Origin of the sequence: Fodinibius salicampi, assembly GCF_039545095.1 — a bacterium.
Lineage (GTDB): Bacteria > Bacteroidota > Rhodothermia > Balneolales > Balneolaceae > Fodinibius > Fodinibius salicampi.
In genome coordinates, this window is record NZ_BAABRS010000001.1 from 1,075,998 (window position 1) to 1,102,312 (window position 26,315).

Consider the following 26,315-nt stretch of genomic DNA (forward strand, 5'->3'; position numbering starts at 1 on the left):
GCCTATTTAACACAGAATATTATCTATATACAATCAACATTGTATTTCTGGGAAGGAGAACAAGCCTGCGCTACGAAGCCGTGTTTTTGGGCGTAGTTGTGTGGACGTGTCAAAATAAGAGCAATAACTTTGTTAAGGTACCGGACCAGACTACTCCGACCCTCCGAGTGGACTACTACAGAGCTTTTAGTAGTAAGAACAGAAGGTCCGAGTAGTCTACTACGAGCGAATGTAGTAGTGCTTGATCGGAATATATTCAGCCGTGTGGAATGTTTCGCAGCTTGTACGGTTTTACATTAAAGGCTGTAACCAACAAGATAACACCGCTTAATGGGCCACTTTGAATTTATCGAACATACCGCCGATAAAGGATTCCGGGTGGAAGGGACTTATCTCCGGGAACTCTTCGATACATCTGTACATGGATTGGCAAAGTTACTTCGGGAAGCATGTACCAGCTCATACGTGCTCACCGGCACGTCTAAAGGGATGGAATCCACCTTCGGCTCTACCTGTCACGGGGCCGGGAGAACGATGTCACGAACGGCCGCAAAAAAAAGTAGATGCCGCCGAACTTATAAGTTCGGCTCAATAAAAATGAGATACACGTACAGGCAGCTTCCAAGAGCGGGGTGGCCGAAGCCCCCCTTGGCCTATAAAGAAGTGCTCACCGTAGTAAATACCGTTGAGCAGGCAGGACTAGCGGAGAAAGCTGTTAAAATGCGTCCCGTTGCCGTTATCAAGGGATAAATTTATCCTTAAATATTCTGCCCCCCCCAATGTATAGCCTGTACTATATTCAAATCCAATTATATAGCACTGATTCGTCCTTTATTTCTCCTTGCAGTTTTACTGATCTATATTGACATTAGCATGCCTTCACTGGAAAGGTAAAAAGAGTTACGACTTCAAAATTAAGCCAATTAATATGAATTCTAATCTTCTCATCCTTAAATTAAACCAGCTTGAGCACTGGCTTGAAGAAACAAAGGGACATTACGGAAAATATCCCCTGCGATGGCTGGGGTATATGGTAGTGGCAATAGTAATGGTAATGAGCAATCTCCTGGCCCTGATTCGCTGGCCCATCCACAGTCTGATCAAGGTCTTTCAGACCACCCAGTCAAATGTGGAAGTTGCCATACATAGCAGCCAGCCCAACGACGTGGATGCGGATCTGCTTGATGAAATTCTAAAAAAACGACCCAAAGTGTTGGTTGACTTCTGGGCGGCGTGGTGTGGCCCCTGCATTATGATGAACGAGCCGCTGAAGAAAATAGCGGTATCAAAGGATACGGACTGTACGATTGTGAAGGTAAATACCGTGAAATATTCTCAGCTGACGGAGCAATATAATGTCAAAGGGTTACCGACCCTCGTCCTGTTTGAAAAAGGGAAAGAAGTAAAGCGTTATGCCGGGGCACTCTCCTACACTGAACTGAAGGATTTTATAAACAGTTAACTGAAATATTATTTTTTGGTTTGGGATTCGGAAATCGGCAAAAGATTTTCCAAACTAAGGACAAGCATTCTACTGGATTGCGTAAATAGCCTATTTATCATCACCATTGAAGTCGCTTCCAGATCATTCAACGCTCCTCTTTTGGCAGCTTCTGAACTTGCCCTGATGCTCTGCCTATCGTACGTATCCACTTGCTTCAGTATTTGATCCGGTACTTTATCAGGTTCTTTTTCACTAATGAGCAGTGGCTCCAGATCATTAAATAGTTCACTTAGACGATTTTGAAATACCTCAAGTTGACTGTTTAAGAATGAATTATTCGCCAGTTCAAAGTCCTCTAAGTCACTGCGGACCTCCTTTAAATTTTTGGTTGCATTCATAATACTCCGGCTGGATCTAAGATATTCTTCCATCTTTTTTGATTCTTCCGGTTCCAGTTCCGTGGTATTTATCCTGGCATAGTATTCAAAAATATTACCGTGCAGTTCCTTTAGCTGTCCATAAACCTGATCAGCAGTGCCCATAATACGATGCTGTAATGCAGGTTCTTCGGCATCAGAGAGCACCTTCGGTATTTTCAAATCATATAAAATGATCAGATATCGACGGGATTCAATAAACTGGTGCACGATCTCCTTTTTAAATGCCTCCTGAGCAGCATCGGGTATATCCGGAGAAGTATTTTGGATATAGTGCGTCAGGATCCGCCGGGGTTCCTGGAATAAAGTGTTTAACTTATCGGTAAGCTGTGTTATAAACGGAAGAAAAAGCATAATGCCTATGATGTTGAAGAGCGTATGAAATAACGCAATGCCCATAATGACATTCTCTTGCCATCCAAAACCTACTTGTATAAACCATACAACTACCGGGAGCAGTAAAAATACTACTATCCCGGTCACCAGATTAAAAGTGAGGTGTCCGAGTGCCACCCTCTTTTTTATAGGGATGCCGCCCACAGAGCCGAGCACAACCGTAACTGTTGTCCCCACATTCGCGCCGATCACCATAGCGGCCCCGGATTCAAATCCCAAAATCCCACCATTAATGGATGCCAATATAATAGCTATGGTTGCCGAACTCGACTGCATTATAGCAGTAAGTATGATCCCGGCCAATAGAAAAGTTCCTGTACCATAACCGGCCAATATGGCTACATCAAACAACTGAGTAATCTGATCAACACTGGTTTTCATATAGTCCAAACCATGGAACAGAAATCCGAAGCCTATCAAAAGTTTGCTTACATTGAGGTATCGCGGAGAGGAAGAAAAGAAAATAAGTCCCAGCCCGCCAATGGCAATTAACGGCAGAGCAAAACTCTCTATGCTTATTTTAAATCCAAAAAAGGCGACTATCCACGCAGTAAAGGTGGTGCCTATGTTTGCACCTAAGATAACGCCCATAGCATTGCCCAGACTCATGATCCCTGCCCCAACGAACGCTAACACCATTAAGTTGACGGCAGAGCTGCTTTGCAGGATGGCAGTGCTGAATGTACCCGAGAGTACCGCTGAAAACCGAGTTTCGGTATAGCGCCGGATTAATGTTTTAAAAGCTTTTCCAGCCAGTTCTTTGATGGAATCTTCCATCAGGTAAATACCGAACAGGAATATACCGAGTCCGGCCAGCAGCCGCCAAATATCAAAGGTTTCACTCATAGTTTAAGAACTCAATGCAATTTTGCATCCGAAATTCAATAAATATCTGTTCTATTCAAAATATTCTGAACTTTCCTTTTCTTAATATATCAATGGTTAAAGGTTAAATAGATGGTGTCTCTAATATGATTATATATATTTATAATTTATTCTCTTCAATATGTCCCTGAATCAACTTCAAAATTACTATGACTAACGATTATACCGTCCCCGCCCAAACAAGTATCGGACATGTTCACCTGAAAGTCAGCGATCTACAGCAGGCACTCGATTTCTACTGTAGGCTCCTTGGCTTCGAAATTACTACTACCTATGGTGACCAAGCCGCCTTTATATCCGCCGGCGGATACCATCACCATATCGGACTCAATACCTGGCACAGCAAAGACGGACCTCAGGCTCCGAAAAACAGTACGGGGCTGTTTCATACCGCCATCCGCTACCCTACTCGGAGCGATCTTGCTGAAATACTGGTGCGGTTGAGAAGTGAAAGTTATCCCCTGACCGGCGCGAGCGATCACGGGGTTTCGGAGGCGTTGTATCTGAATGATCCCGACGGGAATGGCGTGGAACTTTACTGGGATCGTCCCCGGGAAGAATGGCCATTTAATAAAGATGGTTCTCTAAATATGTATACCCGTCCGCTGGATTTGGTAGATCTGCTACAGGAAATTGAATAATTAGTCAAAAATACTTGTTTCAAAGGGAACAAATAAACATGCTGTGACTTTGAGCAGTATAAGCATTAAATATTGATAGAATACACAGTCCCGTTTTATGGAACTATATCTTCGTTTGATCGGAGGTATTATCCTCCTTCTTCTTAATGCATTTTATGTAGCTACTGAGTTTGCGTTAACCCGGCTTCGTCAATATGACCGGAATGAACTCGAGGATAATGCCGGGCTTAACCGCGCCTGGGAAATGACTGAGACGCTGGAAATCTACCTCACCTCTTGTCAGATTGGCATTACGACTACCAGTATTTTATTAGGCGTTATTGCAGAGCCGGCCGTTACAGAATTAATTGAACTACTAATCACTGCGGATGCCATAGGCTCCATTTCCTCCCATACCATCTCTATTATCCTGTCAGTAACAATAATAAATCTCGTTCATACCATTTGGGGAGAACAAGCCCCTACTTACCTGGGGGTGGAAAAAGCCGAAACGGTAGCACGCCATTGTGCATATCCGCTTTACTGGTGGACATATGCGATTTATCCGGTTCTTGTATTTGGCGATTATGTTACAAAAGCTACCCTCCGGTTGTTTGGTATCCAAATGGATCGCTCTTGGTTGAAAGGAGAAAGTGCTTCCGGATCCGGTGATATTCGATCCGAAATGGTTGACCTGCTCAAAACCGAGGGCGTCTCAGGCGACCGCCGGGAAGAGGTACTCAATGCCCTGGATATTGATAATATTGCTGTGCAGGAAATCATGATTCCACGGGAAAAAATTATTTGCTTAAGTACAGAAAAATCATTTTCCGATAATCTCAACATTATCCGTGAGCATATGCATGCACGCTATCCTTTAGTTGGTGAAACTATCGATGATGTTAAGGGTGTACTCTATACTCCCCAAATAACCGCTAATATGAAGGAGCTGCTAAATGGAGGTAAAGAACTTGACGATTTTGACTGGCCCAGGATGATTGTATCTAAGAACCTTCCGATAAGTAAGCTCATTGACGAATTTCAGGTTGAGCACCAAGAGTTGGCTATGGTAAAAGAAAATGGACGTATTGTAGGTTTAGTTACCCTTACTGATGCCTTCGAAACGATTATTGGAAGTGCCGAAGATCCGCTGGACTTACTCAATAACTGATTATATTCCCAAAAACAGGTTCCACTCTTCAAAAGAGTATATCTGGATAGCTTTCAATAAAGGCCATTCATTTGGAATGGTTTCCGTTTGAACTTGTTTACCTTAGTAGCTATACAAAACGTACTACACTAAGAATTTAATATTGATAATTGATATGAAAGTCGAAATTTGGTCCGATATAATGTGCCCCTTTTGCTATATAGGCAAGCGGCGATTTGAGCAAGCTCTTAATCAATTTGAATATGCCGATGAAGTTAAAGTCGAGTGGCGAAGTTTCCAGCTTAATCCCGATATGGAAACAGCCCCCAATGCCAGCATCAATGAATACCTGGCCGAATCCAAGGGCTGGTCGTTGAATGAAGCCAGGCAGATGAACGAACGGGTTACTAAGATGGCTGCCGAAGAGGGGCTGGAATATCATATGGATCAAGCTGTGGTTGCCAATTCATTTGATGCGCATCGCCTCATCCAGTTTGCCAAAAGCAATGATTTAGGCGATGAAGCAGAGGAAACACTCTTTCAAGCATACTTTACCGAAGGGAAGAATATGGACGATACAGATACGCTGGTAGAAATTGCCGAACAGATTGGACTGGTAACGCAAGAAACACGCGAAGTACTGAAAAGCGACCAATATGCTAAAGCTGTTCAGCATGATATCCAGACCGCCCAAGCGATGAACATTCGCGGCGTACCCTTCTTTCTATTTAACAGAAAGTTTGCCGTTTCTGGTGCCCAGGAATCAGAAACCTTTTTAAAAGCACTTAAACAGTCATGGAATGACTGGGTTGAAAAACAAGAAGCAGAAGAAGAACCCGCCACAGAAAAACAGGCCAACTAACGTTTAAATCTGCTTTTTGAAGGGGCTGGACTGTCTTTCCAATGTCACGATGAAATACATGTCGTTGCTTCCAGGCCCCTCCTTTTACCTCTTTGCAGTGTTCCAGATCTTTATTAAATGTATCACTAGGGTTTCGGCAATCGTTCAACACCTCAATTAAACTTCTCATCCGAAATTCATTAAATACCTGTGTAGTATTTCATTCCCTCAATCCTTTTATTATTTAATATGAAATGAGGATTGGATATAAGAATCCAGCGATATATATCAGGAAATAAGCAATTTTTAGCATATTTTATACTTTGCTGTGTATATCTTAAAACGAGTAGCTTAGGTTGAAAATACTTTCTCTCCTCAAGGTGATGACTGGAACAACCTTTCTGAGGTTGCTATACTTATATCAGGTTCAGCTTACGAAATAACATTGTTAGCATTTCATAAATATTAACTGGGATACCATCTTGATCGAACCTGCTTTTATATTACTTCAAAGCATCGAAGATACCTTTTATACCTTTCTTCAAAATATCCGTATTGTTGATCTGCTGGATATTATTATCATCTCCTTTTTTCTCTATATCGTACTGAACTGGCTGCGTCAGAGTGCTTCGCGCCGTAATTTACTTAGTTTTTTGGTGATCTTAATTGTTTATGTCATTGCCCGCTTTACCTGGATGTACCTTACGGAACTACTTATCGAAGGACTTTTCATTATAATTTTGATTGGTATTGTCGTTGTATTTCAATCTGATATGCGACGGATCATCGACCGCATCAGCAACTGGCGTTTTTTTGACATCTCCTAGCCCGATTCCACGGACATTTCAACCAGTATTATTACAGAAGCGGTGGCCAAGATGGCGGATCAGCGAATCGGAGCCCTCATTGTGCTAGAGGGTAGAGAAGACTTGGACCGGCACGTTCATGGCGGTATTGAGCTAGATGGCAAGATCACAATTCCGCTGCTGCACAGTATCTTTAACACTAATGCACCCGGCCACGATGGAGCAGTGCTCAGCGACGGACAGCGAATTTTAAAGTTTGGGGTCCATTTACCCCTTTCGACCAATTTATATAAACTGTCGCGCGGCGGTACACGGCACACAGCTGCGCTGGGTCTTTCGGAAAAGTGTGATGCCCTGGTAATTGTGGTTTCGGAAGAACGGGGAACTATCAGTATTGCTGAGAACGGACAGATCAAAGAACTGGAATCCCACAGCGATCTCAAGAAACATCTTGATGATTTTTGGGCTGAATATTATCAATCAAAAACAACATCCAACAAACAATGGGGCGAACGCCGAAGCCTAAAAACTGCTTTGGCTGCAGGCAGCCTTGCCTTTATTCTATGGTTATCCTTTGCCTACCCTTCGGAAACTGTATATCGAACCTATGCCGTGCCAATTGAATACAGCAACCTCGAATCTACCTCTTATGCCCTTCAGGATACGGTGCCACTGCAAGCGCGGATTACCCTCTCGGGTTCTGAGCAGGCCTTCCGTACGTTTGACCCCTCAGAGCTAATTATATCATTTGATCTGGCCTCCGAAGAGGTTGAAGACCTTGAGCTCGATATCGACAGCGATAATATTAATCTTCCGGCGGGATTGCAGTTTTTCGAGGCCTCCCCGTCCGTGCTTCAACTTAAAAAGCAATACTTTGTACCTGTAAACGTCCCGGTCAAAGTGCCCGTGACAGGTACCATAGCAGAACATCTGCAATTTCAACCTGTCGTCCCCTCTCCTGAAATCATAACCATCTTGGTGGATACCGCCGCTGCAACAATCGATTCGGTTTTGACCGAGCCCGTAGATCTAAGCCAAGTTGAAGAACAAACGGTACAACAAAAAATGCTCCAGCTGGAAGGTGACTCTTTTCGCCTGTCTGAACAAGCTTCCCCAAATATTACCGTAACTATAAACGTGCGTAAGATTCAATCATAATTTCTTCTTATTAATAAAAACTTTGCTGTTTCGGGCGAGAGCGGACCAGTTTAACGTTAAATCTGCTGTTTAAAGGGCCTGCTAAGTCCTTCCAATGCCCGACGAAACACATTTCGCCGCTTCCAGGTCTCTCCCTTCACCTCTTCACAGTGTTCCAGATCTTCATTGAAATGAGTTACCAGGGTTTCGGCCAGTTCTTCACTAAGTGCCACCAGATTTACTTCATCATCTTTAAGCATTGACCGATGGTTGAAATTCGCAGAACCAATACATGAAACAAAATCATCAATCACAATAATCTTGGAGTGCAGCATTGTTTTTTGATATTGCCAGAGAGTAACACCGGCATCCAACAGATCATTAAAATGATCTCCACCTGCAATATTGGCCACCCGCTTATCCATGTGCTTACCCGGCATCATAATCTGTACATTCACTCCACGCTTAGCCGCATCGCACAGTCGCTGCACCATTGGCTTATTAGGATTAAAGTAAGCGGTGGTAATAAATATACTTTCCTGAGCCATTTGTATAAGCGTTTTATACAAAATAACGATATCACTCCAACGTACTGAAGCGGAGGTCCGAACAACTTGCAGGGGAATATCCTGGATTGAATGATCGTCCGGGAGTGGTGTTTTACCATTATTTTCATGCCAGGGAAGACCAATTTTAAGATTTCTTCCCGCTTCAATCCAGTTTTCCAGAAAAGCCGACTGTAGTCCCTTTACAGCTGGACCTTCAATGCGGAAGTGTGTTTCTCTCCATTCGGAAGGATTGCGCGCGTCCCCCTCCCATTCTTCTGCAATCCCTACTCCCCCGGTAAAAGCAACGCAACCATCACAAATTAATACTTTGCGATGGGTACGGTTATCACTCTTCCAGACTTTCCATTGCTTGAATGGGCGAAACCATTCTACCTCTACCCCACTGGTTTCCATCAATGCAACCAGTTCTTCCGGCATAAAGGCCGCCCCGAAACTGTCTAAAATAACCCGTACCTCTAAGCCTTCCTCGGCTTTTTTTGCCAGTATTCGGGCAAAACGATCAGCGATATTTCCTTCCCAATAGACGAATGTAAGGAAATCGACCTGGTGTTCGGCGGCTTTAATAGCCTTCAGCATTGCCGGAAAAATTTCATCCCCATTCTTTAGTACTTTTACGGCATTCCCCTGTGAAAAAGGAACGCCCACCGTCGCTTCCAGGGTTTCTTTATAATCCATTCCATTATTGGTTGCCGTATTAAAGTGAAAGAGAGTAGAATTATCTACTCAAGCATCAGTATTCCCAATACCTACCCTTAGATAGTCATGATGACACCGTTCGGTTCCTACTTATTCAAGTTAGGATGACGATACGTTGCTGCCACTCCAAGAATAGCTGATAAGAACAGGATGCCTGGTGCAAGTAAGGGATAGGATCCTTTAATTGCCGGCCAGATAGCTTCCACAGCTGAAAATGAGGGATTAATTTCCAAAGTGAACTGGTAGTTCCCCATAAAATGCAGATACATACCGTATAGACTGCTCAGGGCAATAAATCCCATTATCCAGCGAAGGGTTGTTAAAATTTTACGGCCCGGCTTTCTCCAGGCAGCTGCTGATATAAAAAAACCAATAACCGATAAAATAATAGGAATCCACTGCTGGGTTTCCTCATAATGCTCCAACAGGTAAAGTTCAGCAATCGTCCCAATAAAAATAAAGGCAGCAACTCCCAACAAAAATGAACGGAGTTGCTGCTCTACAGTAGATGAATGTTCCACGGTTTACTCAGACTTTAAATACGTCTTGGCTGTAGCAAGATCTTCTTCATCGACATAAGAAGTAAGATTTTCGAGAAATGCATCGTTGGAATCATACGGTCTTGCATCAATCAGTTCCTGGGCCGCGTCGGCATCTACGCCCGGAAGCTGCTGAAGGGTAGCAGCATCGCTGTTATTCACATCAATAGGAACGAAGATATATTCTTCATAGGCAGCAACCTGGTCCTCATCCACATATTTTCCAATCTCCTGACGAAATTGTTGAATACTGACATAGGGTCGATATTCTTCAAATTCGTGCACCATCTTGTCTCCCACATTCGGGATAGTTCTGAATTCTTCTTCGGAAGCTGTGTTAACATTCAGCTTTGCTTCGGGTGCTGTCGCTACCGTCGTATCTTGCTCAATTGTTCCTTGAGATGTGGGCTCTTGTACTACTTCCTGCTCGTTACTTTCACTGCCGCCACAAGCTACAACGCTCATCATTAAGGCAATGAGTAAAGAACCGGAAACTAATCTGTTAATTTTATTCATTTTTCAATTCTTTAAATTTATTAAGTGCTTTGAGTTACAATTTCACCTGAATATAAAAGTTATATTGGTCGGCACCATATTTTTTATGGTATATCCTACTGGAAACATATACCCAACGATTAGCTTAATAAAATATTTATATACAATTAGTCATTGAAAACAATGATAACCCTCATAGATAATAACAAAAACTTTATACCTGTTTTTGTTTATGCTCTGTAGAATAGTCCGTATCTTCAGCGCAGAATTTTTACAAAAATCAACAATCTTCACTTACACATTCCATGAGGAATTATCTGCAGTTTGTGCTGAAAGAAAAGCGCCTGCTGTCCTTCGGTTTCACTTTTACTTTTTTCTCCAGCTTTGGACAAACCTTTTTAATTTCTCTCTTTGTCCCCTTTTTCTTATCCGATTTTAACCTCTCTAATGCCAGTTTCGGCTCTATTTATTCAGTAGCAACCCTTGCCAGTGCGTTCACCCTTCCCTTTATAGGTAAGTGGATTGATTATTTACCACTAAAAAAGTTCAGCTTATTGGTGGCAATGGGACTTATGATCGCTGCTTTTACGGTTTCCGTTTCGTGGCATGTTGCAATTTTATTCATTGGACTTCTGTTACTCCGCTTAGCCGGACAGGGACTAAGCAGTCATACAGCCCAAACAGCTATGGCTAAGTTTTTTCGGCTTCAGCGTGGCAAGGCCCTTAGCATTGCTAACCTCGGATATCCTATAGGAGAAGCCATCCTGCCATTAATGATCACAGCATTGATTCCTATTTTAACATGGAGAGGTGCATGGGGCGGTATCTCATTGGCTATCGGTATACTTCTGATTCCTTTTGTAATAAATATTCTAAGTGGTAAAACCGAAGAGCTTACGACACCTGAATCTGCTACTGATGATTCGGAAGCTTCTCCTGCAGATTACAGCATAGTACTTACAGATATACGATTTTATCTGCTCTTACCGGCTGTACTTTTACCGGCATTCTGGATAACAGGTCTGTTCTTATATCAGGTCTCTATTGCTGAACAGCTGGGATGGTCTGCTACACTCATTGCGTCTGCTTTTGTTGCCTTCGCCGGAGCCAGGATCATCAGTTCCCTGGGAGTAGGTCCAATTATTGATAAACTTAGTGCTCGACAGCTATTTCCCTATTACATGCTTCCCATAGGAAGCGGATTTTTAGTCGCCTATTTTCATCCCGGACCATGGTCGGCCTTTGCCTATATGTTTTTACTAGGCGTAACCATGGGATTTGGCAGTAATCTTAAATCTGCTCTTTGGGCTGAAATGTACGGAGAGGATTCTGTCGGTACGATTCGCAGTCTGTTTTCTGCACTCATGGTATTCAGTACGGCCTTAAGCCCCTTTTTAATGGGTTGGCTTCTGGACAATAGTATTGCCATGACTGATATTTTGCTCAGTGCTTTTATCACCGTAATCATCGGTACGTTAATGGCGATGCTTGCTTTCCGTAAGCAGTTGTGGGGGTAACCTTTTATCTAAAACTTTAAAAGTATAATCCCTATACGTGTTTAAATTAAAATTCTAACACCCCATCCTACTATTAAAGCCAACAACGTAGAAAGTAATGTTCCTATTAAAACATATTCGGCAAAAGAACGATCGTCTTTAAAATTATTAAAGCGGGTCACTCCTTTTGCGGCCAGGATAAATCCGATGGCACTATATTGATTAAGCAGAACAAAGATGAAGATAAAAATTCGTTCTAGCAGTCCGATGAGTCGACCCATACTATATTCTTCATCGCTCACTTTATCCTCCTGTTCACCTATCGATTGAAGTCCCATGACGTTAAGTATATAGCGAAGTACTATATTCATTTCATTAATCACCAGCAATATTCCCGCCAGTATAATTTGTATAGTATTCACCATATCAATATCTAGATAGATATTCTGTCCCGGAAGAAACATCCATCCAAAAAAACTTATCCCTTTTTCAACCAGTAATCCCCCGCTAATATTCAGTAACGAACTGCATATAATGCCTGTAATGAGCAGATGATACAGAAAAGTGAGCGCCCTATTCCGGTTAAGTTTTTCTTTATTCCGTTCTGCAGCTCTCATTACAAACGGATAGCTAACCAAGTGAATAGCCAGCAATCCCCAAGCCCAGCTAAACTGAACGAAGGGAAGCACCAATAAGGGCAAAGCGCCAATAATTATCAGATCCTTGTCGGTTACGCCCTTATCACGAAAGATGAGTCGAAGGCGGGCCAGCAACGTCAGATTGAGAATAGTTAAATAAATTGCGTAGTTCATTTTGTTAGTTGTTGGTCAATAAGTTCAGATATATTATCCATTAGTTTACTGATAACATCCAGTGCGCCCGCCTCTCTATTTTTATAAAATGCCGGCGGAGAAATATCCAGCTGTTCCACAATCTCTTTGTAATCCTTTCCCTCTTTCGACATGTGTAAAATTGATAATCGGTTTTTCTTCCATGTTTTTATTTCATGGGAAAGCAACCGAAGGCTGTTATTGATAAGAGACAGCGTGGTATTATCCTCCTCTTCCACATTCAGATGAAAAAAGAAGCCGCTCTCTTTCAGTTTCTCCATTCCTCTGCGTGCCTCGTGAAAAGCCGGACCATCCATTCCAATGGCCTGTTCGTTATTTATAGGCGTAGCGATACTACCCACCCCCAAGGAGAAACGTATTCTCACGGGATACAAAACAGCTAGAATTCGAAGTAGATGAACAAACAGCCTATCTGCCTCTTCAAATACCGCCTGAAATTCATCCCCCAGTGTAATGGTATAAGGAGCAACTGGCGCATGATCAGTTTGATTTAAATAATCCAATTCTTCCTGCATTTTATCCTGTAAAGCCTCTCGTTGTTCTTCTTTGATCTCCTTCGAAGACTCAATATCCGCTATAAGTACCAAATATCGTTTCATAAGACTGTTTTTTTATCTTTTCCAATATATAACCAAAATAGTTTAAATATTCAATTTTTAACCAAAGTAGTTATATAATGTATTTTTAAACCAATACAGTTACTCATAAGATTGGATTATCCTCTCATCTCTTAAAAGATTGCTAAAACCAATGAATAGAAAGAAATAATTTTCAACTACATATATGGATCTGATACAAAATCAGCTTCCCAAATAAAAGGAAGTTATCTCCTCGTACGGGCATGATTTATATTTTATTAAGAGCGTTAAATAAACGATCTTAGATTCTGCATTTAACAAAATGCTTGCTATTTTATGTCTGGCAATTATTATCGGGATCACTATCTATATATTTAAAGGTCTAATCTTTTTTGAGCTAATTAATTGATTATGAATCGTCTTTTCAATTCTTCAGGATCTGTTTTTCGTATCGCATTTATTTTTCTACTGGGTCTAATTCTTCTGGGGGCTCTTTCCGACTGGATTATAGAATGGCTCTGGCTCGATAACCTGGGCTATGATGAGGTCTTCTGGACCATTAAGATAACCCAGGCCCTCCTCCTTTTATCAGCTCTCGTGGTTTCACTGGCTTATGTTTTACCCAATATGAAAGCACTGGGACAAAAAATCGGAACGATGAGTTTCGGCAACTCTCCCCTGGCCCAACTGAATCTGGATCAGATTAGTACCCAAAAGATCAAGCGTCTTTTTATGGGGATTGGAGGGGCGATTAGCCTGTTTTTTTCGCTGGCTTTTTTCATGCGATGGGATACCTACTTCCGCTTCCACTGGAATGAGACGGTAGGTCAGTTGGACCCCATTTTCAGCAACGACATCGGCTTTTATCTTTTCCGTCTTCCCTTTATCGAACTAATACAAAACAGTCTCACCTCGCTGGTATTTTTTGTTACGCTTATCACCATCATTTTATATATCTATTCAGGAGCTGTTTCACTCCGATCCAAAAATGAGCTTAGCTTTCATCCCGGGGTTAAGAAGCAAATCAGCATAAACCTGGGGATCTGGTTCCTGCTGCTATCATGGGGATACTACCTGGAGCGGTACAATCTGCTGTACAATGATACAGGAGCTGTCTATGGCATGAGTTATGTAGACCTCAATGTAAATCTGCCCATTTTATGGATCGTAAGCATTCTCTGTTTTCTATTAGCTGCCCTGTCCTTTTACCAGCTGTACAAAAATCGCTTTAAATGGCTTGCCATAGGCGGTGTTATTACCCTTTTAATTGGCGGTGTTGGATTGAATATGCTTCCGGGTGCAATACAAAGTTTCGTTGTAAATCCCAGTGAATTACAGCTGGAAACGCCTTACATAGAAAACAGTATAGAACAGACACGCAAGGCGTATGCCCTCGATAAAATGCAAACACGTGAATATAGCGCACAGCCCGCCGAGGAAATGTCGTGGTCTACGGTGGAAGAAAATGAAGAAACTATAGAGAATATTCGACTTTGGGATCCTCGCCTGCTAATTCAGACATACCGGCAACTTCAGGAAATCCGGTTGTATTATCAGTTTTATAATGTAGATGTAGATCGCTACCACACAGATGAGGGCTACCTGCAGATGATGGTCGCAGCACGAGAACTTTCCGAAGAAATGCCCCAGGGATCCGATACTTGGGTGAATCGAAGACTACAGTATACTCATGGATATGGAATGGTTATGAGTCCCGTTGCTCAGGAAGGCTCTCAGGGAGACCCCCGCATGGTCATTAAAGATATCCCTCCCAAAAGCGAGATTGGGCTGGAAGTTGAAAACCCGGCTATTTATTACGGGGAGCACAACGACGATTACAAGATCGTCAATACCAATGTACAAGAGCTCGACTATCCCCAGGGAGATCAAAATGTTTATACAAATTACCAGGGAACCAGTGGGGTCTCCATTAATAACATTTTTGAGCGGCTACTCTTTGCCTGGAATTTTGGGGATATGAATATCCTATTGACAGACTATATAAATGAGGATAGCAAAATTATTTTTTGGAAGCGTATACAGGAGCGAGTACAACGTATTGCTCCCTTCCTGAGGCTCGAAGACGACCCCTACCTGGTACTGGAAAACGGACAACTGTACTGGATACAAGATGCCTATACCACTTCGCCTGATTATCCCTATGCCGAGCCGTTCAATAATCAGTACAACTATATTCGAAATTCCGTAAAAGTGGTGGTGGATGCCTATGACGGTACCGTGGACTTTTATGTATCCGATGAGGAAGATCCGGTTTTAAAAGTATATCGTGATATCTTTCCCGATATGTTTCAACCCTTGGATGCAATGCCTGAAGGACTTAAAGAACATATTAGATATCCGATACATCTCTTTGAGGCGCAAATGGATAAGTACAATAAATATCACATGACTGACCCCCAGGTATTTTATAACAATGAAGACTTGTGGACCCGTCCCAACGAAAAATACGGGGGGCAATCTATCACTATGGAACCTTACTATGTGCTCACTAAACTGCCGGGACAAGAAGAACTACAATACCTGCTTATCAGTCCTCTTACTCCCAGCAACCGGGATAACATGATTGGCTGGATGGCCGCCAATTCGGACGTACCTAACTATGGTGAAGTCACCGTGTTCGAACTCCCGAAGGATCGGCTCATATTAGGTCCTGCACAGATTGAAGCACGTATTGATCAGGATACTGAAATATCGCGCCAATTAGCCCTTTGGGATCAGCGCGGCTCGCGGGTTATTCGAGGCAACCTGATGATTATTCCAATACAGGATTCCTTTCTTTATGTTGAACCGGTTTTCTTAATAGCCGAAGGGGTTGACATACCACAGCTACAGCGTGTTATTGCCACCTCCGGCGAAAAAATTGCCATGCAGCCTACCCTATGGCAGTCAATCGAAGCCCTGTATGGCCAACGTCGTCGCATTGCTGCTCCATCCGATACTACAGCAGCTCCTGTTCCCCAAGCAGTGGAACAGATGCCTGCAGAAGGAGAGGAAAACTATCGGGAACTGCGTAATTTGTGGCAGGAAGCTCACGAGGCCCTGCAAGATGGCGACTGGACTCTGTTTGGAGAGAAAATGGATGAAATTAACAACCTGATAGAGAATGATTCCTGATGACCAAGATTAGTCTTCCAGGTAAAATTGCATTTGGAAATGAGTTCCCGAATTTTCAGGGATATAAGATATCTGTCCCTGTAATTGTTCAGATAACGTATTAATAAGCTGTATACCCAACGACTTGGGATTTTTAATACTGGTATCTTCCGGCATCCCTATGCCATCATCTTTAACATTAAGGGTTACCATTTCCTCTTTTTCCTGAACGGAAATCCAAATATTTCCGTCTGGTTTTTCCTTAAAGGCGTGCTTATAGGCATTGGTAATGAGCTCATTAAGTATCAAACCACATGGAATGGCTTGATTAACCGTAAGGTCCACGGGGTCGGCATCAATATGGACGTCTACCTTCGTAGTATCGGTATGCATGGAGGAAACAACAACTTTAAGCAATTGCTCAACATAGGTGTCAAATGAAATTTGAGAGAGATCCTCGCGCTGATAGAGCTTTTCATGAATCAAAGCTATAGAATTAATGCGCATTTGACTCTCTTTTAGTACTTCTACAGCCTCTTCCGAAGTGGTATTATAGGCCTGCAATTCAAGCAACCCGGTAATAACGGCCAGATTATTTTTAACCCGGTGATGGATTTCGGCCAAAAGAACCTCTTTCTCTTTCAGGGATTCCTTAATCTTATTTTCTGCTTGTTTGTTTTCCGTCACATCCACGTATAGTCCATAAATCGCGATCGTCTCGTTCTGTACCTTCACAGGCACCCCATAAATCAAAACATCGACAACACTCCCATCTTTACAACGTCTCTTCCCCGAGGTCTGTGCCGTATTCCCATTATATATCCTCTTAGATACTTCATAGGCATCACTTTTAGCATCCTCCGGTACAATAACTTCATCAATATTTTTACCCTTAATTTCCTCTGTGGTGAAGCCAAATACATTGGTAAAGGATTCATTCACAAACTGTAGTTCCTGATCCTCATTCATAAACGCAATGCCGATAGGAGCATTCTGAAAAAGCTGCCGAAATTTTTCCTCGCTCCGACGTATTTTCTCTTCGGCTTCGTATCGCTCACTGATATCACGGGCAATGGTGATAACAACATCATCTCCAAAATATTTTCCGGGATTAGCGACGACTTCTTTTGGGAAAATTTCACCATTTTTTCTTTGTCCCCACCACTCAAAACTCTGCGGAGATCCATTCAGGGCCTTTTGAATAAGCTGATGAGTATCCTCAATATCTACCTTATTTTTTGCTGCCAGAAACTCAGGCGTTTTCCCAATGAAGTAATCACGTTTGTATCCATACATCTCTTCAGCGCCGCGATTGACCTCTAAGAAACACCCTTCTTTATCCTGTATATAAATTGCGTCGCTTATAGAATCAAAGAGATCTTTAAAACTCTCCAAGCTCGACCGGTATTGTTTGACAATCTTTTTATTATGTGTGGTATCAACCAGGGTCCCCACCACTGCAGGCGCTCCGGCATATTTAATTGGAGATCCAAAAATATTTACATGAATTACCTGATCATTCTTTGTGATCCCTCTAAATCCATATTCAACCGATTCCTCGACCTGCTGAATTCGATCAGTAACATTTTGCTGCACTTGCTTCAGGTCATCCGGATGAGCCAAGTCAGTAATACTATATTTATTTTCAACTTCTTCTTTTGCGTAGCCAAAAATCTCGGCAAAACGGGGATTTACATAGCGGAATACCCCATCCTGTATCAAAAAGATACCTACCAATGACTCTTCAGAAAGAGCCCTGAACAAATTTTGAGACTCTCTTTTTTCCGTAATATCTGCGATCAGTGCACGGGCAGAACGCAGACTCCCATATTCATCATACAGTAACGAGTTATACCATTTATAATAGCGTACCTGTCCCCCTTTCGTACGTATCCTACTTTCTATTGTATATTGGGCTTGCTGATCCTTTATATTATTTTTGCATTTTTCTTTCCAGTCAACAAATGTATTTTCAGGCAGGATATCCTCCAAAAAAGCTTTTTCTCCTTTGGCTTCCTCTTCTTTCCATCCTAAAAGTTCTTCTGCCTGTTCGGACCAGTAGTTAATCCTATAATTGACATCCCATCCTATTTCAGCAAGGGGAAAATTAGCCTTATGGGCTTCCAACTTGGGATATTGGTTTGGGTCGCTTTCCTGGTGGTTGATTTGTTCCGATATATCATGGGCAACTGCGAACTTTGCCAGTTGACCTTCAAAATTAAACTGATGGTAGGTCAGCTGTACAAAAAATTCTTCTCCTATTTTACTTCTGTGAATCCAAATCGAATTATTTTCATTAAGATCATTTATTATCTCCCTATGGGTTGATCTCTCTCCTAGATCATAAAAGTTCATCCCACACAATTCATCATAGGCATATCCGTATTTTTTCAAAACAGCCTCATTAACATCTAAAATGTCGTGGGAGCAATCATCCAAAATAAACAGTAGCTGGTTCGATAGGTAGGAAGAATTTTTCTGATGCATTAAAAGTAAATAAAGTTAATGATTTTATACTTTCAGCGAGTTCTAATATATCGTGATCTGCCAAAAAATAAAGAAAAAAATAGCCTGTCCCTCTTTTCTAATTTTTATATCTTTAAGGGCTTAATTACAGAAATAAATCTTTAATAGCATATTAACCTGCCGAATGGCTGACCAAATTACGATTACTTTACCCGACGGAACACAGAAGCAATATCCCAAGGGTATAACCGGACGTGAAATTTCGGAATCTATCTCTATGGGATTAGCACGGGAAGCACTGAGTATTACACTCGACGATGAAATATTGGATTTAGATCGTCCGATTGAAGAAAGCGGGAATATTACCATTAATACCTGGGATAGTGAAGACGGTCAGTACACCTTTTGGCACTCATCAGCTCACCTCCTGGCCGAAGCTATTCAGGAACTTTATCCCAATACCAAGTTTGGAATTGGTCCACCAGTTGAAAACGGCTTTTATTATGATATTGATTTTGGAGACCAAACCATAGGACAGGACGATCTCGATGAGATCGAAGATATGATGATTGAACTGGCCCGTAAGAAATCGGAGTTCAACCGAAGAAAAGTTTCCAAACAAGAAGCTCTTAATTTTTATAAAGAACAGGATAACGAATATAAGGTAGATCTTATAGAAGATCTGGAAGATGGTGAAATCACCTTTTATACTCAGGGCGAATTTACTGATCTTTGCCGTGGGCCGCATATTCCGAATACGGGTCGTATTAAGGCGGTTAAGCTAACCGGACTGGCCGGTGCATACTGGCGTGGAGATAATGAAAGTGAACAGCTTACCCGTATTTATGGTATTAGCTTTCCAAAGCAAAAGTTACTGAAGAAATATCTTAAACGAGTTGAGGAGGCCAAGAAACGAGATCATAAAAAGCTTGGCAAAGAGCTGGAACTCTATATGATCGACTCGATGATCGGCCAAGGATTACCGGTTTGGTTGCCCAATGGAACGGTAATACGCCGGGAACTGGAGGCCTTTTTAAGAGAGGAGCAGAAAAAAAGAGGATACAAGGAAGTTATCACACCTCATATTGGGAATCTGGAATTGTACCGTACCTCCGGACATTATCCCTATTACCGGGAATCACAGTACAATCCTATCCAGGTCGAAGATGAGGAATACCTGCTTAAACCGATGAATTGTCCGCACCATCATCGTATCTACTCGAATAAAATGCATAGCTATCGTGATCTGCCACTTCGACTGGCAGAGTTCGGAAACGTGTATCGGTTTGAGCAATCCGGGGAGTTGAGTGGTATGTCTAGAGTCCGCGGTTTCACCCAGGATGATGCTCATATTTATTGCACACACGATCAGCTTAAAGATGAAATCAAAAACTGTTTGGAACTTACTGAGCTCGTTTTTGGTATCTTTGATATGCCGGTGGATATCCGATTGTCTTTCCGTGATGATAATGAAGAAAAATACGGGGGCAAGACAGAATTCTGGGACCGGGCCGAACAAGAAATAAGAGAAGTGGCCGATGAAGAAGAACTCGACTACACCATCGGTCGCGGTGAGGCCAGCTTTTATGGACCTAAGATTGACTTTATTATCCGTGATGCTATTGGACGAAAATGGCAGCTGGGAACCATCCAAGTTGACTATGTAATGCCCGAACGATTTGATTTGAATTATGTAGGATCCGACAATCAGAAACACCGTCCGGTAATAATTCACAGAGCTCCTTTTGGTTCCATGGAGCGGTTCACCAGCATTCTAATAGAACACTTTGCCGGAGATTTCCCTGTTTGGTTGGCACCAACACAGGTTGAAATAATTCCCGTATCCGATGATTCTAACAATTATGCTTATAAATGTGCTTCAACACTTGCAGAAAATGACGTTCGTGTTGAAGTAGATGACCGAAGTGAAAAAGTCGGAGGAAAAATTCGTGATGCTGAAACGAGCAAGATTCCATATATGTTAATAGTAGGTAGTGATGAAGAGTCGGAAGGAACTGTTTCGGTTCGCCGGCATAAAGAAGGTGATATTGGAACTTTTGATTTTTCTGATTTTATTTCTAATCTCACTGATGAGATTAAAAATAAAGAACTACCACAACACTAACTTAATTTTAATAAAACCACAGAGGTTACTATCGCAAGAACCAGACGACGAAGACCACGGGGCAACGAAGACCGCCCTAATGCTAATGAGGAAATCAGATCATCCAAAGTCAGAGTTATTCATCCCGAAGATGCTGACAAAGAGCACGAGGTTGTACCTATAGATCGTGCTCGTGAAATAGCTGAATCTTATGGGCTTGATCTTGTTGAAGTGGCACCCAATGCTGAACCACCGGTTTGCAAGGTGCTCGACTTCGGCAAGTATATGTACAAGAAGAAAAAGAAGGAAAAAGAAGCCAAAAAGAAACAGCATACGGTACAAGTTAAAGAACTCCGGTTTAGACCTAATACCGACGACCACGATCTCGAATTCAAAACCCGTCATGCTCGCGGATTTCTTGAAGATGGTGATAAAGTTAAGGCGACCGTTCAATTTCGTGGCCGGGATATGCTCTACACTGAACGCGGTAAGGAACTGCTCATGGATTTAGCAGAAGAACTTAACGATATCAGCGAGATTGAAACAAAGCCTAACATGGAAGGTCGCCGAATGATTATGATGTTGGCTCCTTCAGGAAAAGGCGGGGCTTAATTAAAGTAATATCAACGCTTTTGTTGATATTTGGGGATAAAATCTTTTATAATAAATATTCTCAGTATAGAGTTTATTCTCTAAACTCTTATGCTTATCTTTGAAGCCTTTTAATTCCAAGAAATTCTATACAGGTGTTTCGTTATGCCAAAGATGAAATCTAACAGTGGAGCGAAAAAACGCTTTAGAAAAACCAGTTCTGGTAAAATTAAGCGTAAAAAGGCTGGAAAAAGCCATATCCTCACTAAGAAACGAAGTAAAAGAAAGCGTAAACTCGGTAAGACTACTTTGGTCGACAAGACTCAAAAGAAGGATGTCGAACAAATGCTTCCTTACAAATAACGTTTCTATACATTTAAATTAAACATTAACACTTAAACATTAGACAAAATGCCACGTTCAAGAAATAAGGTGGCTTCCCGTCGCCGTCGCCGCAAGATTTTAAAACAGGCGAAAGGTTACTGGGGCAAGCGAAAAAATGTTTATCGTTTTGCGAAAAACGCGGTAGAAAAAGGGATGCTATATCAGTATCGCGACCGTAAAGTTCGTAAACGAGAATTCCGGAAGCTCTGGATTACACGCATTAATGCTGCTGCCCGACAAAACGGTTCAACCTATTCAAGGCTGATGGGGGCCCTTAACAAGAAAGATATTCAGATCAATCGTAAGGTATTAGCAGATCTTGCCGTAAATGATCCGGATGCTTTCACTGCTATTGTAGAAGAAGCATCTAATTAATAGTATTATTCTATATAAAAGCCGATCCGCCAATATTTCTGGATGGATCGGCTTTTTTTATTTTTAAGGATTAGATAAGTTAGACCTTCCCTGCACACCCTGATATCTTATCCTAATTTGTCTGGTTTGCATATACACATAAAAGCATATAATTATATCGATTACTGAAATTTCATGCTCGACGATATCCAAGAACTGAAAGAAGAAGTCATTAATTATAATATCTCCACTGAAGACGAACTAGAGGAGTTTCGGCTGGAATTTCTATCCCGCAATGGAAAAGTCCAGAATATGTTTTCCCGGATGAGTGAAGTGCCCAATGAAAAAAAAGCCAAAGTGGGAAGAGCCATGAATGAAGTTAAAAATCTGGCTCAACAAACATTTAACGAGCATAAAAAACGACTGGCCCGTAAGCAAACGTCTGATATAAAAGCGACGGATGATCTTTCACTTCCGGCTCCGCCTCTCTCCTCGGGCTCCTACCATCCGCTAACCCAAACGATGGAGGAAATGAAAAATATTTTCTATCGCCTCGGTTTTTCTATTGCAGATGGTCCGGAAGTAGAGGATGATTTTCATAATTTTACAGCGCTCAATTTTCCTCCCAATCACCCGGCCCGTGACGAACAGGATACCTTTTTTATCCGGAAAGACGAGAATCCCAATGTAGATGACCTCGTACTTCGCACACACACCTCCCCTGTTCAAATACGACTGATGCAAGAAAAAGAACCACCGATACGAACCATCATGCCCGGGCGTGTTTACCGAAATGAGGCAGTATCACCCAAGTCCTATTTCCTTTTTCACCAGGTTGAGGCCCTCTATATTGATACGGATGTTAGTGTTGCTGAGCTCAAAGAAACCCTTATAAGCTTTGCTAAGCTAATGTTTGGCAGTGATGTAAAATATCGACTTCGACCGGGTTTTTTTCCCTTTACAGAACCCAGTCTTGAAATGGATATCTGGTGGGAAACCCCGAATTCATCGAACGACGGACGCTGGCTGGAAATTTTAGGATCCGGAATGGTGGATCCAAATGTATTGAAAGCAGTGGATATCGATCCTGAAAAATATACCGGATATGCCTGGGGAATGGGCGTTGAACGCATTGCCCTGCTCCGCCACGAGATAGATGATATCCGAATCTTTTATGAAAACGACATTCGATTCTTAGAACAGTTTCACTAACCAAATTCTGAACTGAACGCAGATGATTTAGATCAATCCAAGCGTAGAACCGCTTACCTGAACGGTACCATTCGTTAGATTGATTTAAAATCAATAAACAATGATCAAATAAATGAAAATTTCTTACAACTGGCTTTCTGAATTTATTAATTTAGAACTTACTCCTGAAGAAACCGCCGAAAAGCTCACTCTTATCGGCCTGGAAGTTGAAGAGGTTTCCTCTTATGGAAGTAAGCTGGAAGGGGTAGTAGTCGGTGAAGTGTTAGACGTTAAGGAACATCCCAATGCCGACCGCCTGCGAATATGCTCAGTGAACCTGGGAGATGAAGAAGTACAAATAATTTGCGGGGCCAATAATGTAGCCGCCGGACAAAAAGTCCCCGTTGCAACGGTCGGTACGACGCTTCCTGTCGAAACGGAAAACGGTGAGCCTTTTACCATCCGTAAGGCCAAACTGCGGGGCGAAAAATCTACCGGCATGATCTGTGCTGAGGATGAACTGGGGCTCGGAGAAGATCACAGTGGCATCATGGTGTTGGATGAGCGCCTCAAACCCGGCACCCCCCTTCATAAGGCTATTGATATCTATCAGGATACGGTTATTGACATTGAAATCACCCCCAACCGTCCGGATGCAACCTGTCATCTGGGGGTAGCGCGAGACCTTGCAGCCGCCCTCTCCCTGGATCTTTCCAAACCTTTTGAAACGGATTTTGAAGCTGCCGAGCCTCTGCAGGAAATTGATATAAATATAGAAGCCCCCCAAAAGTGTCCCCGGTACGTGGGCAAGCTGGTTAAAGATGTGACCATAGAGGAATCTCCTACCTGGCTTCAGAATCGGTTAAAGGTCCTGGGCATACGTCCCGTTAACAACATTGTGGATATTACTAATTATGTAATGTTCGAACTGGGGCAACCTCTGCACGCTTTTGATGCAGATACCATTAAAGGCAATAGCATAATCATCAAAGATTTTGATGAAGAAATTACATTTGAAACACTCGATCATGAAGAACGCACTTGTTCAGCCGGAACGCTCTTTATTTGTGATGAGCAGGAACCGATAGCCATTGCAGGCGTAATGGGAGGCGTTGATTCGGAAGTAGGTGACCAAACTAAAAACGTACTGATTGAAAGTGCCTATTTTGATCCCGCTAGCATACGTAAAACAGCCAAAGAGCAGGTACTGCAAACTGATGCCTCCTACCGTTTCGAACGGGGCATTGATCCCCAACTGCAACGTATTGCCGCTGAACGGGCGGCACAGCTAATTGCGGACATATGTAACGGTAAAATAAGCGGTGGTTGTACGGATGTGCATCCGGTAAAGACGGAACCGCAACTACTGGAACTTAGAAAATCATATGTTAATCGTCTTCTGGGAACCAATTTTACCGTCGATCAGATTGTAGAAATACTGGACGGACTGGAACTGGATCTTATTAATCGGGATGAGGAATCCATTACATACAAAATTCCCACTTTCCGTCCGGATCTCGAACGTGAAGTTGATCTTATAGAGGAAATAGGTCGATTATACGATTATAATCGGATTCCACCTCCTAAACATGGTAAATTCACTTCTCCCGAACCTCTTACCGATTGGGAGAAGCTACGTACCAAAGCAAAAGAAACAGCAAAGGGGCTTCGATTCCGGGAAATCTATTCAAACTCACTAATGCCCGAAGCAGATGCAGAATGGCTGGGCGAATTGAAAGGCATGATTCATACGCTCAACCCCATTTCAAAAGAGATGACCACGCTTCGCCCTTCCCTGCTGTACGGTTTTCTTAAATCTGTAGCTTACAATTTTAATCGTAAAGCCCAGCAGCTTCGCTTTTTTGAAATTGGAAATGTTTTTGAGAAATCGGACAATGGTACCTATCACCATGGTATCAAAGAAGAAACCCATATTTTATTTGGCCTGGCAGGTTTTAAAACCATTGAGCATTGGAAAACTGAACCGAAACACTATGATGCCTTTGACTTAAAAGCTTCCGTAAACAGCTTCTTGCAGGAGGTTGAAGTTTTATCTGAGGTGGAAACATTTGTGGATGACAATAATGTACTCACTTATAAAGCAGATGGAGAAAAAATAGGTGAATTAAAAAATATCTCTCAAAAGATGAGAAAAAATTATGAGATAAAACTACCTGCTGTAGCTGCCGAATTTTCCCTGTCCAAGATATTCGATATTAAGCAGCGAACAGAGGGAAAAACTTATGAACCGGTATCCAAGTTTCCCTCCTTTGAGTTCGACTTTGCAGTCATTGTCGATCGGGGAATCAAGGCTGGAAAACTGGTAAAAGCAATTAAAGAAACGGCGGGGGGTAATCTTCATGATCTCCAAATATTTGACGTTTTTGAAGGTCCTTCGCTTGGTGAAAATAAAAAAAGTTTGGCCTTCAGACTTTCATTCTTGGATAAAAACAAAACATTGACTATCAATGAAGTAGAGCCTATAATTAACAAAGTAGTTGAAAGGCTCGAAAAGGAGTATTCCGCTAAACTTCGATCATAATAATTGACCGTGCTAACAGACGACAGTCCATACAAAAAAGAGTTTAATCGACTCATCAATGAGATCCGAAAAGAGGTGACTTCTCTCAGAGAGGAAATTGATGAGCTCGAAAAAGAGAATAGTAAACTCAAGTCGAAACTCCGAAAAATTGAGCAGGGACAAGCTGATATTTTTTCAGAGGTTTCTGAATCAGAGCGGCTGGCCATACGTCATCAGGTATTGGGCTTGATTTCTAAAATTGACAATCATCTGGAGGATAGCCAATGAAATCTGTCAAAGTAACTATTTTAGGCAAGCAGTTTCCTTTAAAAGTAAAGGATTCTGAAGAGGAAACGATGAAACGTATTGCCCATTATGTAGATGATAAATTCCGGCAATACAAAAAAGAATTAAATAAGCAGCCCGATACTACGGTTATGTCGCTTGCTGCTTTAGCGATTGCCGAAGAACTTTTTGAGGAGCGCAAGCAAAACAGAGAGCTTAATCAACAGGAAGAAAAAGTAATGGAAAAGGTAAATGGCTCTCTTGAAGAGTTTGTTGATGAAATAACTTCCTGATTAAATTCCATTCTGAGAAGGCCGTTAATTTCCTTACCTTTAGCTTTTTAATTCATCAGATTTTCCTTTGGC

At 42.0% G+C, this 26,315-nt stretch carries 23 protein-coding genes and 1 pseudogene; 17 read left to right on the top strand and 7 right to left on the bottom strand.

What is annotated here, in order from left to right:
- Nucleotides 1–330 precede the first annotated feature (330 nt).
- Together ABEB05_RS04485 and ABEB05_RS04490 are read left to right on the top strand one after the other, a co-directional pair.
- Nucleotides 331–750, top strand: a complete 420-nt coding sequence (locus ABEB05_RS04485; RefSeq protein ID WP_265787893.1) for an RtcB family protein — start codon at nucleotides 331–333, stop codon at nucleotides 748–750.
- 178 nt (nucleotides 751–928) lie between these two features.
- Nucleotides 929–1,462, top strand: coding sequence for a thioredoxin family protein (locus ABEB05_RS04490; protein WP_265787895.1), 534 nt, complete (start codon nucleotides 929–931; stop codon nucleotides 1,460–1,462).
- A gap of 8 nt (nucleotides 1,463–1,470) precedes the next feature.
- Here the strand turns inward: ABEB05_RS04490 and ABEB05_RS04495 are convergent, their stop codons facing one another.
- Complete coding sequence (locus ABEB05_RS04495) at nucleotides 1,471–3,123, bottom strand: Na/Pi cotransporter family protein (protein ID WP_265787896.1); 1,653 nt, start codon at nucleotides 3,121–3,123, stop codon at nucleotides 1,471–1,473.
- 188 nt (nucleotides 3,124–3,311) lie between these two features.
- On the opposite strand from ABEB05_RS04495, the gene ABEB05_RS04500 reads away from it, so the two are divergent.
- The 5 genes from ABEB05_RS04500 (at nucleotide 3,312) to ABEB05_RS04520 (ending at nucleotide 7,737) form a co-directional block, all read left to right on the top strand.
- Entirely contained in the window at nucleotides 3,312–3,803 is a 492-nt protein-coding gene (locus ABEB05_RS04500) for a VOC family protein (protein ID WP_265787898.1), read from the top strand.
- A gap of 97 nt (nucleotides 3,804–3,900) precedes the next feature.
- On the top strand, nucleotides 3,901–4,953 hold the full coding sequence (locus tag ABEB05_RS04505) for a CNNM domain-containing protein (RefSeq protein WP_265787900.1): 1,053 nt from the start codon (nucleotides 3,901–3,903) through the stop codon (nucleotides 4,951–4,953).
- A 154-nt stretch (nucleotides 4,954–5,107) separates the two neighbouring features.
- Nucleotides 5,108–5,794, top strand: coding sequence for a DsbA family oxidoreductase (locus tag ABEB05_RS04510; protein ID WP_265787902.1), 687 nt, complete (start codon nucleotides 5,108–5,110; stop codon nucleotides 5,792–5,794).
- 461 nt (nucleotides 5,795–6,255) lie between these two features.
- Nucleotides 6,256–6,600: a hypothetical protein gene (locus ABEB05_RS04515; protein ID WP_265787904.1), complete on the top strand. Its 345-nt coding sequence runs from the start codon at nucleotides 6,256–6,258 to the stop codon at nucleotides 6,598–6,600.
- Between the two features lie 42 nt (nucleotides 6,601–6,642).
- Nucleotides 6,643–7,737, top strand: coding sequence for a DNA integrity scanning protein DisA nucleotide-binding domain protein (locus ABEB05_RS04520; protein ID WP_265787906.1), 1,095 nt, complete (start codon nucleotides 6,643–6,645; stop codon nucleotides 7,735–7,737).
- Between the two features lie 56 nt (nucleotides 7,738–7,793).
- On the opposite strand, the gene ABEB05_RS04525 is transcribed toward ABEB05_RS04520, so the two are convergent.
- The 3 genes from ABEB05_RS04525 to ABEB05_RS04535 form a co-directional block, all read right to left on the bottom strand.
- Nucleotides 7,794–8,960 carry a phospholipase D-like domain-containing protein gene (locus ABEB05_RS04525; RefSeq protein WP_265787908.1) on the bottom strand — a complete coding sequence of 389 codons (1,167 nt, stop codon included), beginning with the start codon at nucleotides 8,958–8,960 and terminating at the stop codon, nucleotides 7,794–7,796.
- Nucleotides 8,961–9,067: 107 nt separating this feature from the next.
- On the bottom strand, nucleotides 9,068–9,502 hold the full coding sequence (locus tag ABEB05_RS04530; protein WP_265787910.1) for a hypothetical protein: 435 nt from the start codon (nucleotides 9,500–9,502) through the stop codon (nucleotides 9,068–9,070).
- A 3-nt stretch (nucleotides 9,503–9,505) separates the two neighbouring features.
- Nucleotides 9,506–10,036 carry a ComEA family DNA-binding protein gene (locus tag ABEB05_RS04535; RefSeq protein ID WP_265787912.1) on the bottom strand — a complete coding sequence of 177 codons (531 nt, stop codon included), beginning with the start codon at nucleotides 10,034–10,036 and terminating at the stop codon, nucleotides 9,506–9,508.
- A gap of 284 nt (nucleotides 10,037–10,320) precedes the next feature.
- Here ABEB05_RS04535 and ABEB05_RS04540 point away from each other — a divergent pair, with 284 nt between their 5' ends.
- Complete coding sequence (locus tag ABEB05_RS04540; RefSeq protein ID WP_265787913.1) at nucleotides 10,321–11,532, top strand: MFS transporter; 1,212 nt, start codon at nucleotides 10,321–10,323, stop codon at nucleotides 11,530–11,532.
- Between the two features lie 41 nt (nucleotides 11,533–11,573).
- Here the strand turns inward: ABEB05_RS04540 and ABEB05_RS04545 are convergent, their stop codons facing one another.
- Complete coding sequence (locus ABEB05_RS04545; protein WP_265787915.1) at nucleotides 11,574–12,323, bottom strand: hypothetical protein; 750 nt, start codon at nucleotides 12,321–12,323, stop codon at nucleotides 11,574–11,576.
- Nucleotides 12,320–12,961 carry a SatD family protein gene (locus ABEB05_RS04550; protein ID WP_265787917.1) on the bottom strand — a complete coding sequence of 214 codons (642 nt, stop codon included), beginning with the start codon at nucleotides 12,959–12,961 and terminating at the stop codon, nucleotides 12,320–12,322. The genes ABEB05_RS04545 and ABEB05_RS04550 overlap by 4 nt, the downstream gene beginning before the upstream one ends.
- Before the next feature lie 390 nt (nucleotides 12,962–13,351).
- Here ABEB05_RS04550 and ABEB05_RS04555 point away from each other — a divergent pair.
- Nucleotides 13,352–15,817: pseudogene (locus ABEB05_RS04555) on the top strand (UPF0182 family membrane protein); the annotation flags it as partial.
- A 267-nt stretch (nucleotides 15,818–16,084) separates the two neighbouring features.
- Here the strand turns inward: ABEB05_RS04555 and ABEB05_RS04560 are convergent.
- The gene (locus tag ABEB05_RS04560; protein WP_265787921.1) at nucleotides 16,085–18,541 is read right to left on the bottom strand and encodes a PAS domain S-box protein; all 2,457 of its coding nucleotides are present in this window, start codon (nucleotides 18,539–18,541) and stop codon (nucleotides 16,085–16,087) included.
- 163 nt (nucleotides 18,542–18,704) lie between these two features.
- Between ABEB05_RS04560 and thrS the strand changes: the two genes are divergently transcribed.
- From thrS to ABEB05_RS04600, 8 genes are all read left to right on the top strand, one after another.
- A complete protein-coding gene (gene thrS, locus ABEB05_RS04565) occupies nucleotides 18,705–20,645 on the top strand; it encodes a threonine--tRNA ligase (protein WP_265787923.1) in 1,941 nt (646 codons plus the stop codon).
- A gap of 30 nt (nucleotides 20,646–20,675) precedes the next feature.
- Entirely contained in the window at nucleotides 20,676–21,236 is a 561-nt protein-coding gene (gene infC, locus ABEB05_RS04570) for a translation initiation factor IF-3 (RefSeq protein WP_265789035.1), read from the top strand.
- Between the two features lie 144 nt (nucleotides 21,237–21,380).
- Nucleotides 21,381–21,578, top strand: coding sequence for a 50S ribosomal protein L35 (gene rpmI, locus ABEB05_RS04575; RefSeq protein ID WP_265787925.1), 198 nt, complete (start codon nucleotides 21,381–21,383; stop codon nucleotides 21,576–21,578).
- A 48-nt stretch (nucleotides 21,579–21,626) separates the two neighbouring features.
- The gene (gene rplT / locus ABEB05_RS04580; RefSeq protein ID WP_265787926.1) at nucleotides 21,627–21,974 is read left to right on the top strand and encodes a 50S ribosomal protein L20; all 348 of its coding nucleotides are present in this window, start codon (nucleotides 21,627–21,629) and stop codon (nucleotides 21,972–21,974) included.
- A gap of 174 nt (nucleotides 21,975–22,148) precedes the next feature.
- Entirely contained in the window at nucleotides 22,149–23,165 is a 1,017-nt protein-coding gene (pheS, locus tag ABEB05_RS04585) for a phenylalanine--tRNA ligase subunit alpha (protein ID WP_265787928.1), read from the top strand.
- Between the two features lie 112 nt (nucleotides 23,166–23,277).
- Entirely contained in the window at nucleotides 23,278–25,686 is a 2,409-nt protein-coding gene (gene pheT, locus ABEB05_RS04590) for a phenylalanine--tRNA ligase subunit beta (RefSeq protein ID WP_265787930.1), read from the top strand.
- Between the two features lie 3 nt (nucleotides 25,687–25,689).
- Nucleotides 25,690–25,953 (top strand): coiled-coil domain-containing protein, encoded by a 264-nt coding sequence (locus tag ABEB05_RS04595; RefSeq protein WP_286668720.1) that lies wholly within the window; start codon nucleotides 25,690–25,692, stop codon nucleotides 25,951–25,953.
- The gene (locus tag ABEB05_RS04600) at nucleotides 25,950–26,243 is read left to right on the top strand and encodes a cell division protein ZapA (protein ID WP_265787932.1); all 294 of its coding nucleotides are present in this window, start codon (nucleotides 25,950–25,952) and stop codon (nucleotides 26,241–26,243) included. Before ABEB05_RS04595 ends, ABEB05_RS04600 begins: the two co-directional genes overlap by 4 nt.
- Nucleotides 26,244–26,315: the final 72 nt, after the last annotated feature.

Bases quoted from the DNA above. Each gene is read 5' to 3' on its own strand.
- ABEB05_RS04485 (WP_265787893.1), top strand. From the start codon at position 331: ATGGGCCACTTTGAATTTATCGAACATACCGCCGATAAAGGATTCCGG.
- ABEB05_RS04490 (WP_265787895.1), top strand. From the start codon at position 929: ATGAATTCTAATCTTCTCATCCTTAAATTAAACCAGCTTGAGCACTGG.
- ABEB05_RS04495 (WP_265787896.1), bottom strand. From the start codon at position 3,123: ATGAGTGAAACCTTTGATATTTGGCGGCTGCTGGCCGGACTCGGTATA.
- ABEB05_RS04500 (WP_265787898.1), top strand. From the start codon at position 3,312: ATGACTAACGATTATACCGTCCCCGCCCAAACAAGTATCGGACATGTT.
- ABEB05_RS04505 (WP_265787900.1), top strand. From the start codon at position 3,901: ATGGAACTATATCTTCGTTTGATCGGAGGTATTATCCTCCTTCTTCTT.
- ABEB05_RS04510 (WP_265787902.1), top strand. From the start codon at position 5,108: ATGAAAGTCGAAATTTGGTCCGATATAATGTGCCCCTTTTGCTATATA.
- ABEB05_RS04525 (WP_265787908.1), bottom strand. From the start codon at position 8,960: ATGGATTATAAAGAAACCCTGGAAGCGACGGTGGGCGTTCCTTTTTCA.
- ABEB05_RS04535 (WP_265787912.1), bottom strand. From the start codon at position 10,036: ATGAATAAAATTAACAGATTAGTTTCCGGTTCTTTACTCATTGCCTTA.
- ABEB05_RS04540 (WP_265787913.1), top strand. From the start codon at position 10,321: ATGAGGAATTATCTGCAGTTTGTGCTGAAAGAAAAGCGCCTGCTGTCC.
- ABEB05_RS04545 (WP_265787915.1), bottom strand. From the start codon at position 12,323: ATGAACTACGCAATTTATTTAACTATTCTCAATCTGACGTTGCTGGCC.
- ABEB05_RS04550 (WP_265787917.1), bottom strand. From the start codon at position 12,961: ATGAAACGATATTTGGTACTTATAGCGGATATTGAGTCTTCGAAGGAG.
- ABEB05_RS04560 (WP_265787921.1), bottom strand. From the start codon at position 18,541: ATGCATCAGAAAAATTCTTCCTACCTATCGAACCAGCTACTGTTTATT.
- thrS (WP_265787923.1), top strand. From the start codon at position 18,705: ATGGCTGACCAAATTACGATTACTTTACCCGACGGAACACAGAAGCAA.
- rpmI (WP_265787925.1), top strand. From the start codon at position 21,381: ATGCCAAAGATGAAATCTAACAGTGGAGCGAAAAAACGCTTTAGAAAA.
- rplT (WP_265787926.1), top strand. From the start codon at position 21,627: ATGCCACGTTCAAGAAATAAGGTGGCTTCCCGTCGCCGTCGCCGCAAG.
- pheS (WP_265787928.1), top strand. From the start codon at position 22,149: ATGCTCGACGATATCCAAGAACTGAAAGAAGAAGTCATTAATTATAAT.
- pheT (WP_265787930.1), top strand. From the start codon at position 23,278: ATGAAAATTTCTTACAACTGGCTTTCTGAATTTATTAATTTAGAACTT.
- ABEB05_RS04600 (WP_265787932.1), top strand. From the start codon at position 25,950: ATGAAATCTGTCAAAGTAACTATTTTAGGCAAGCAGTTTCCTTTAAAA.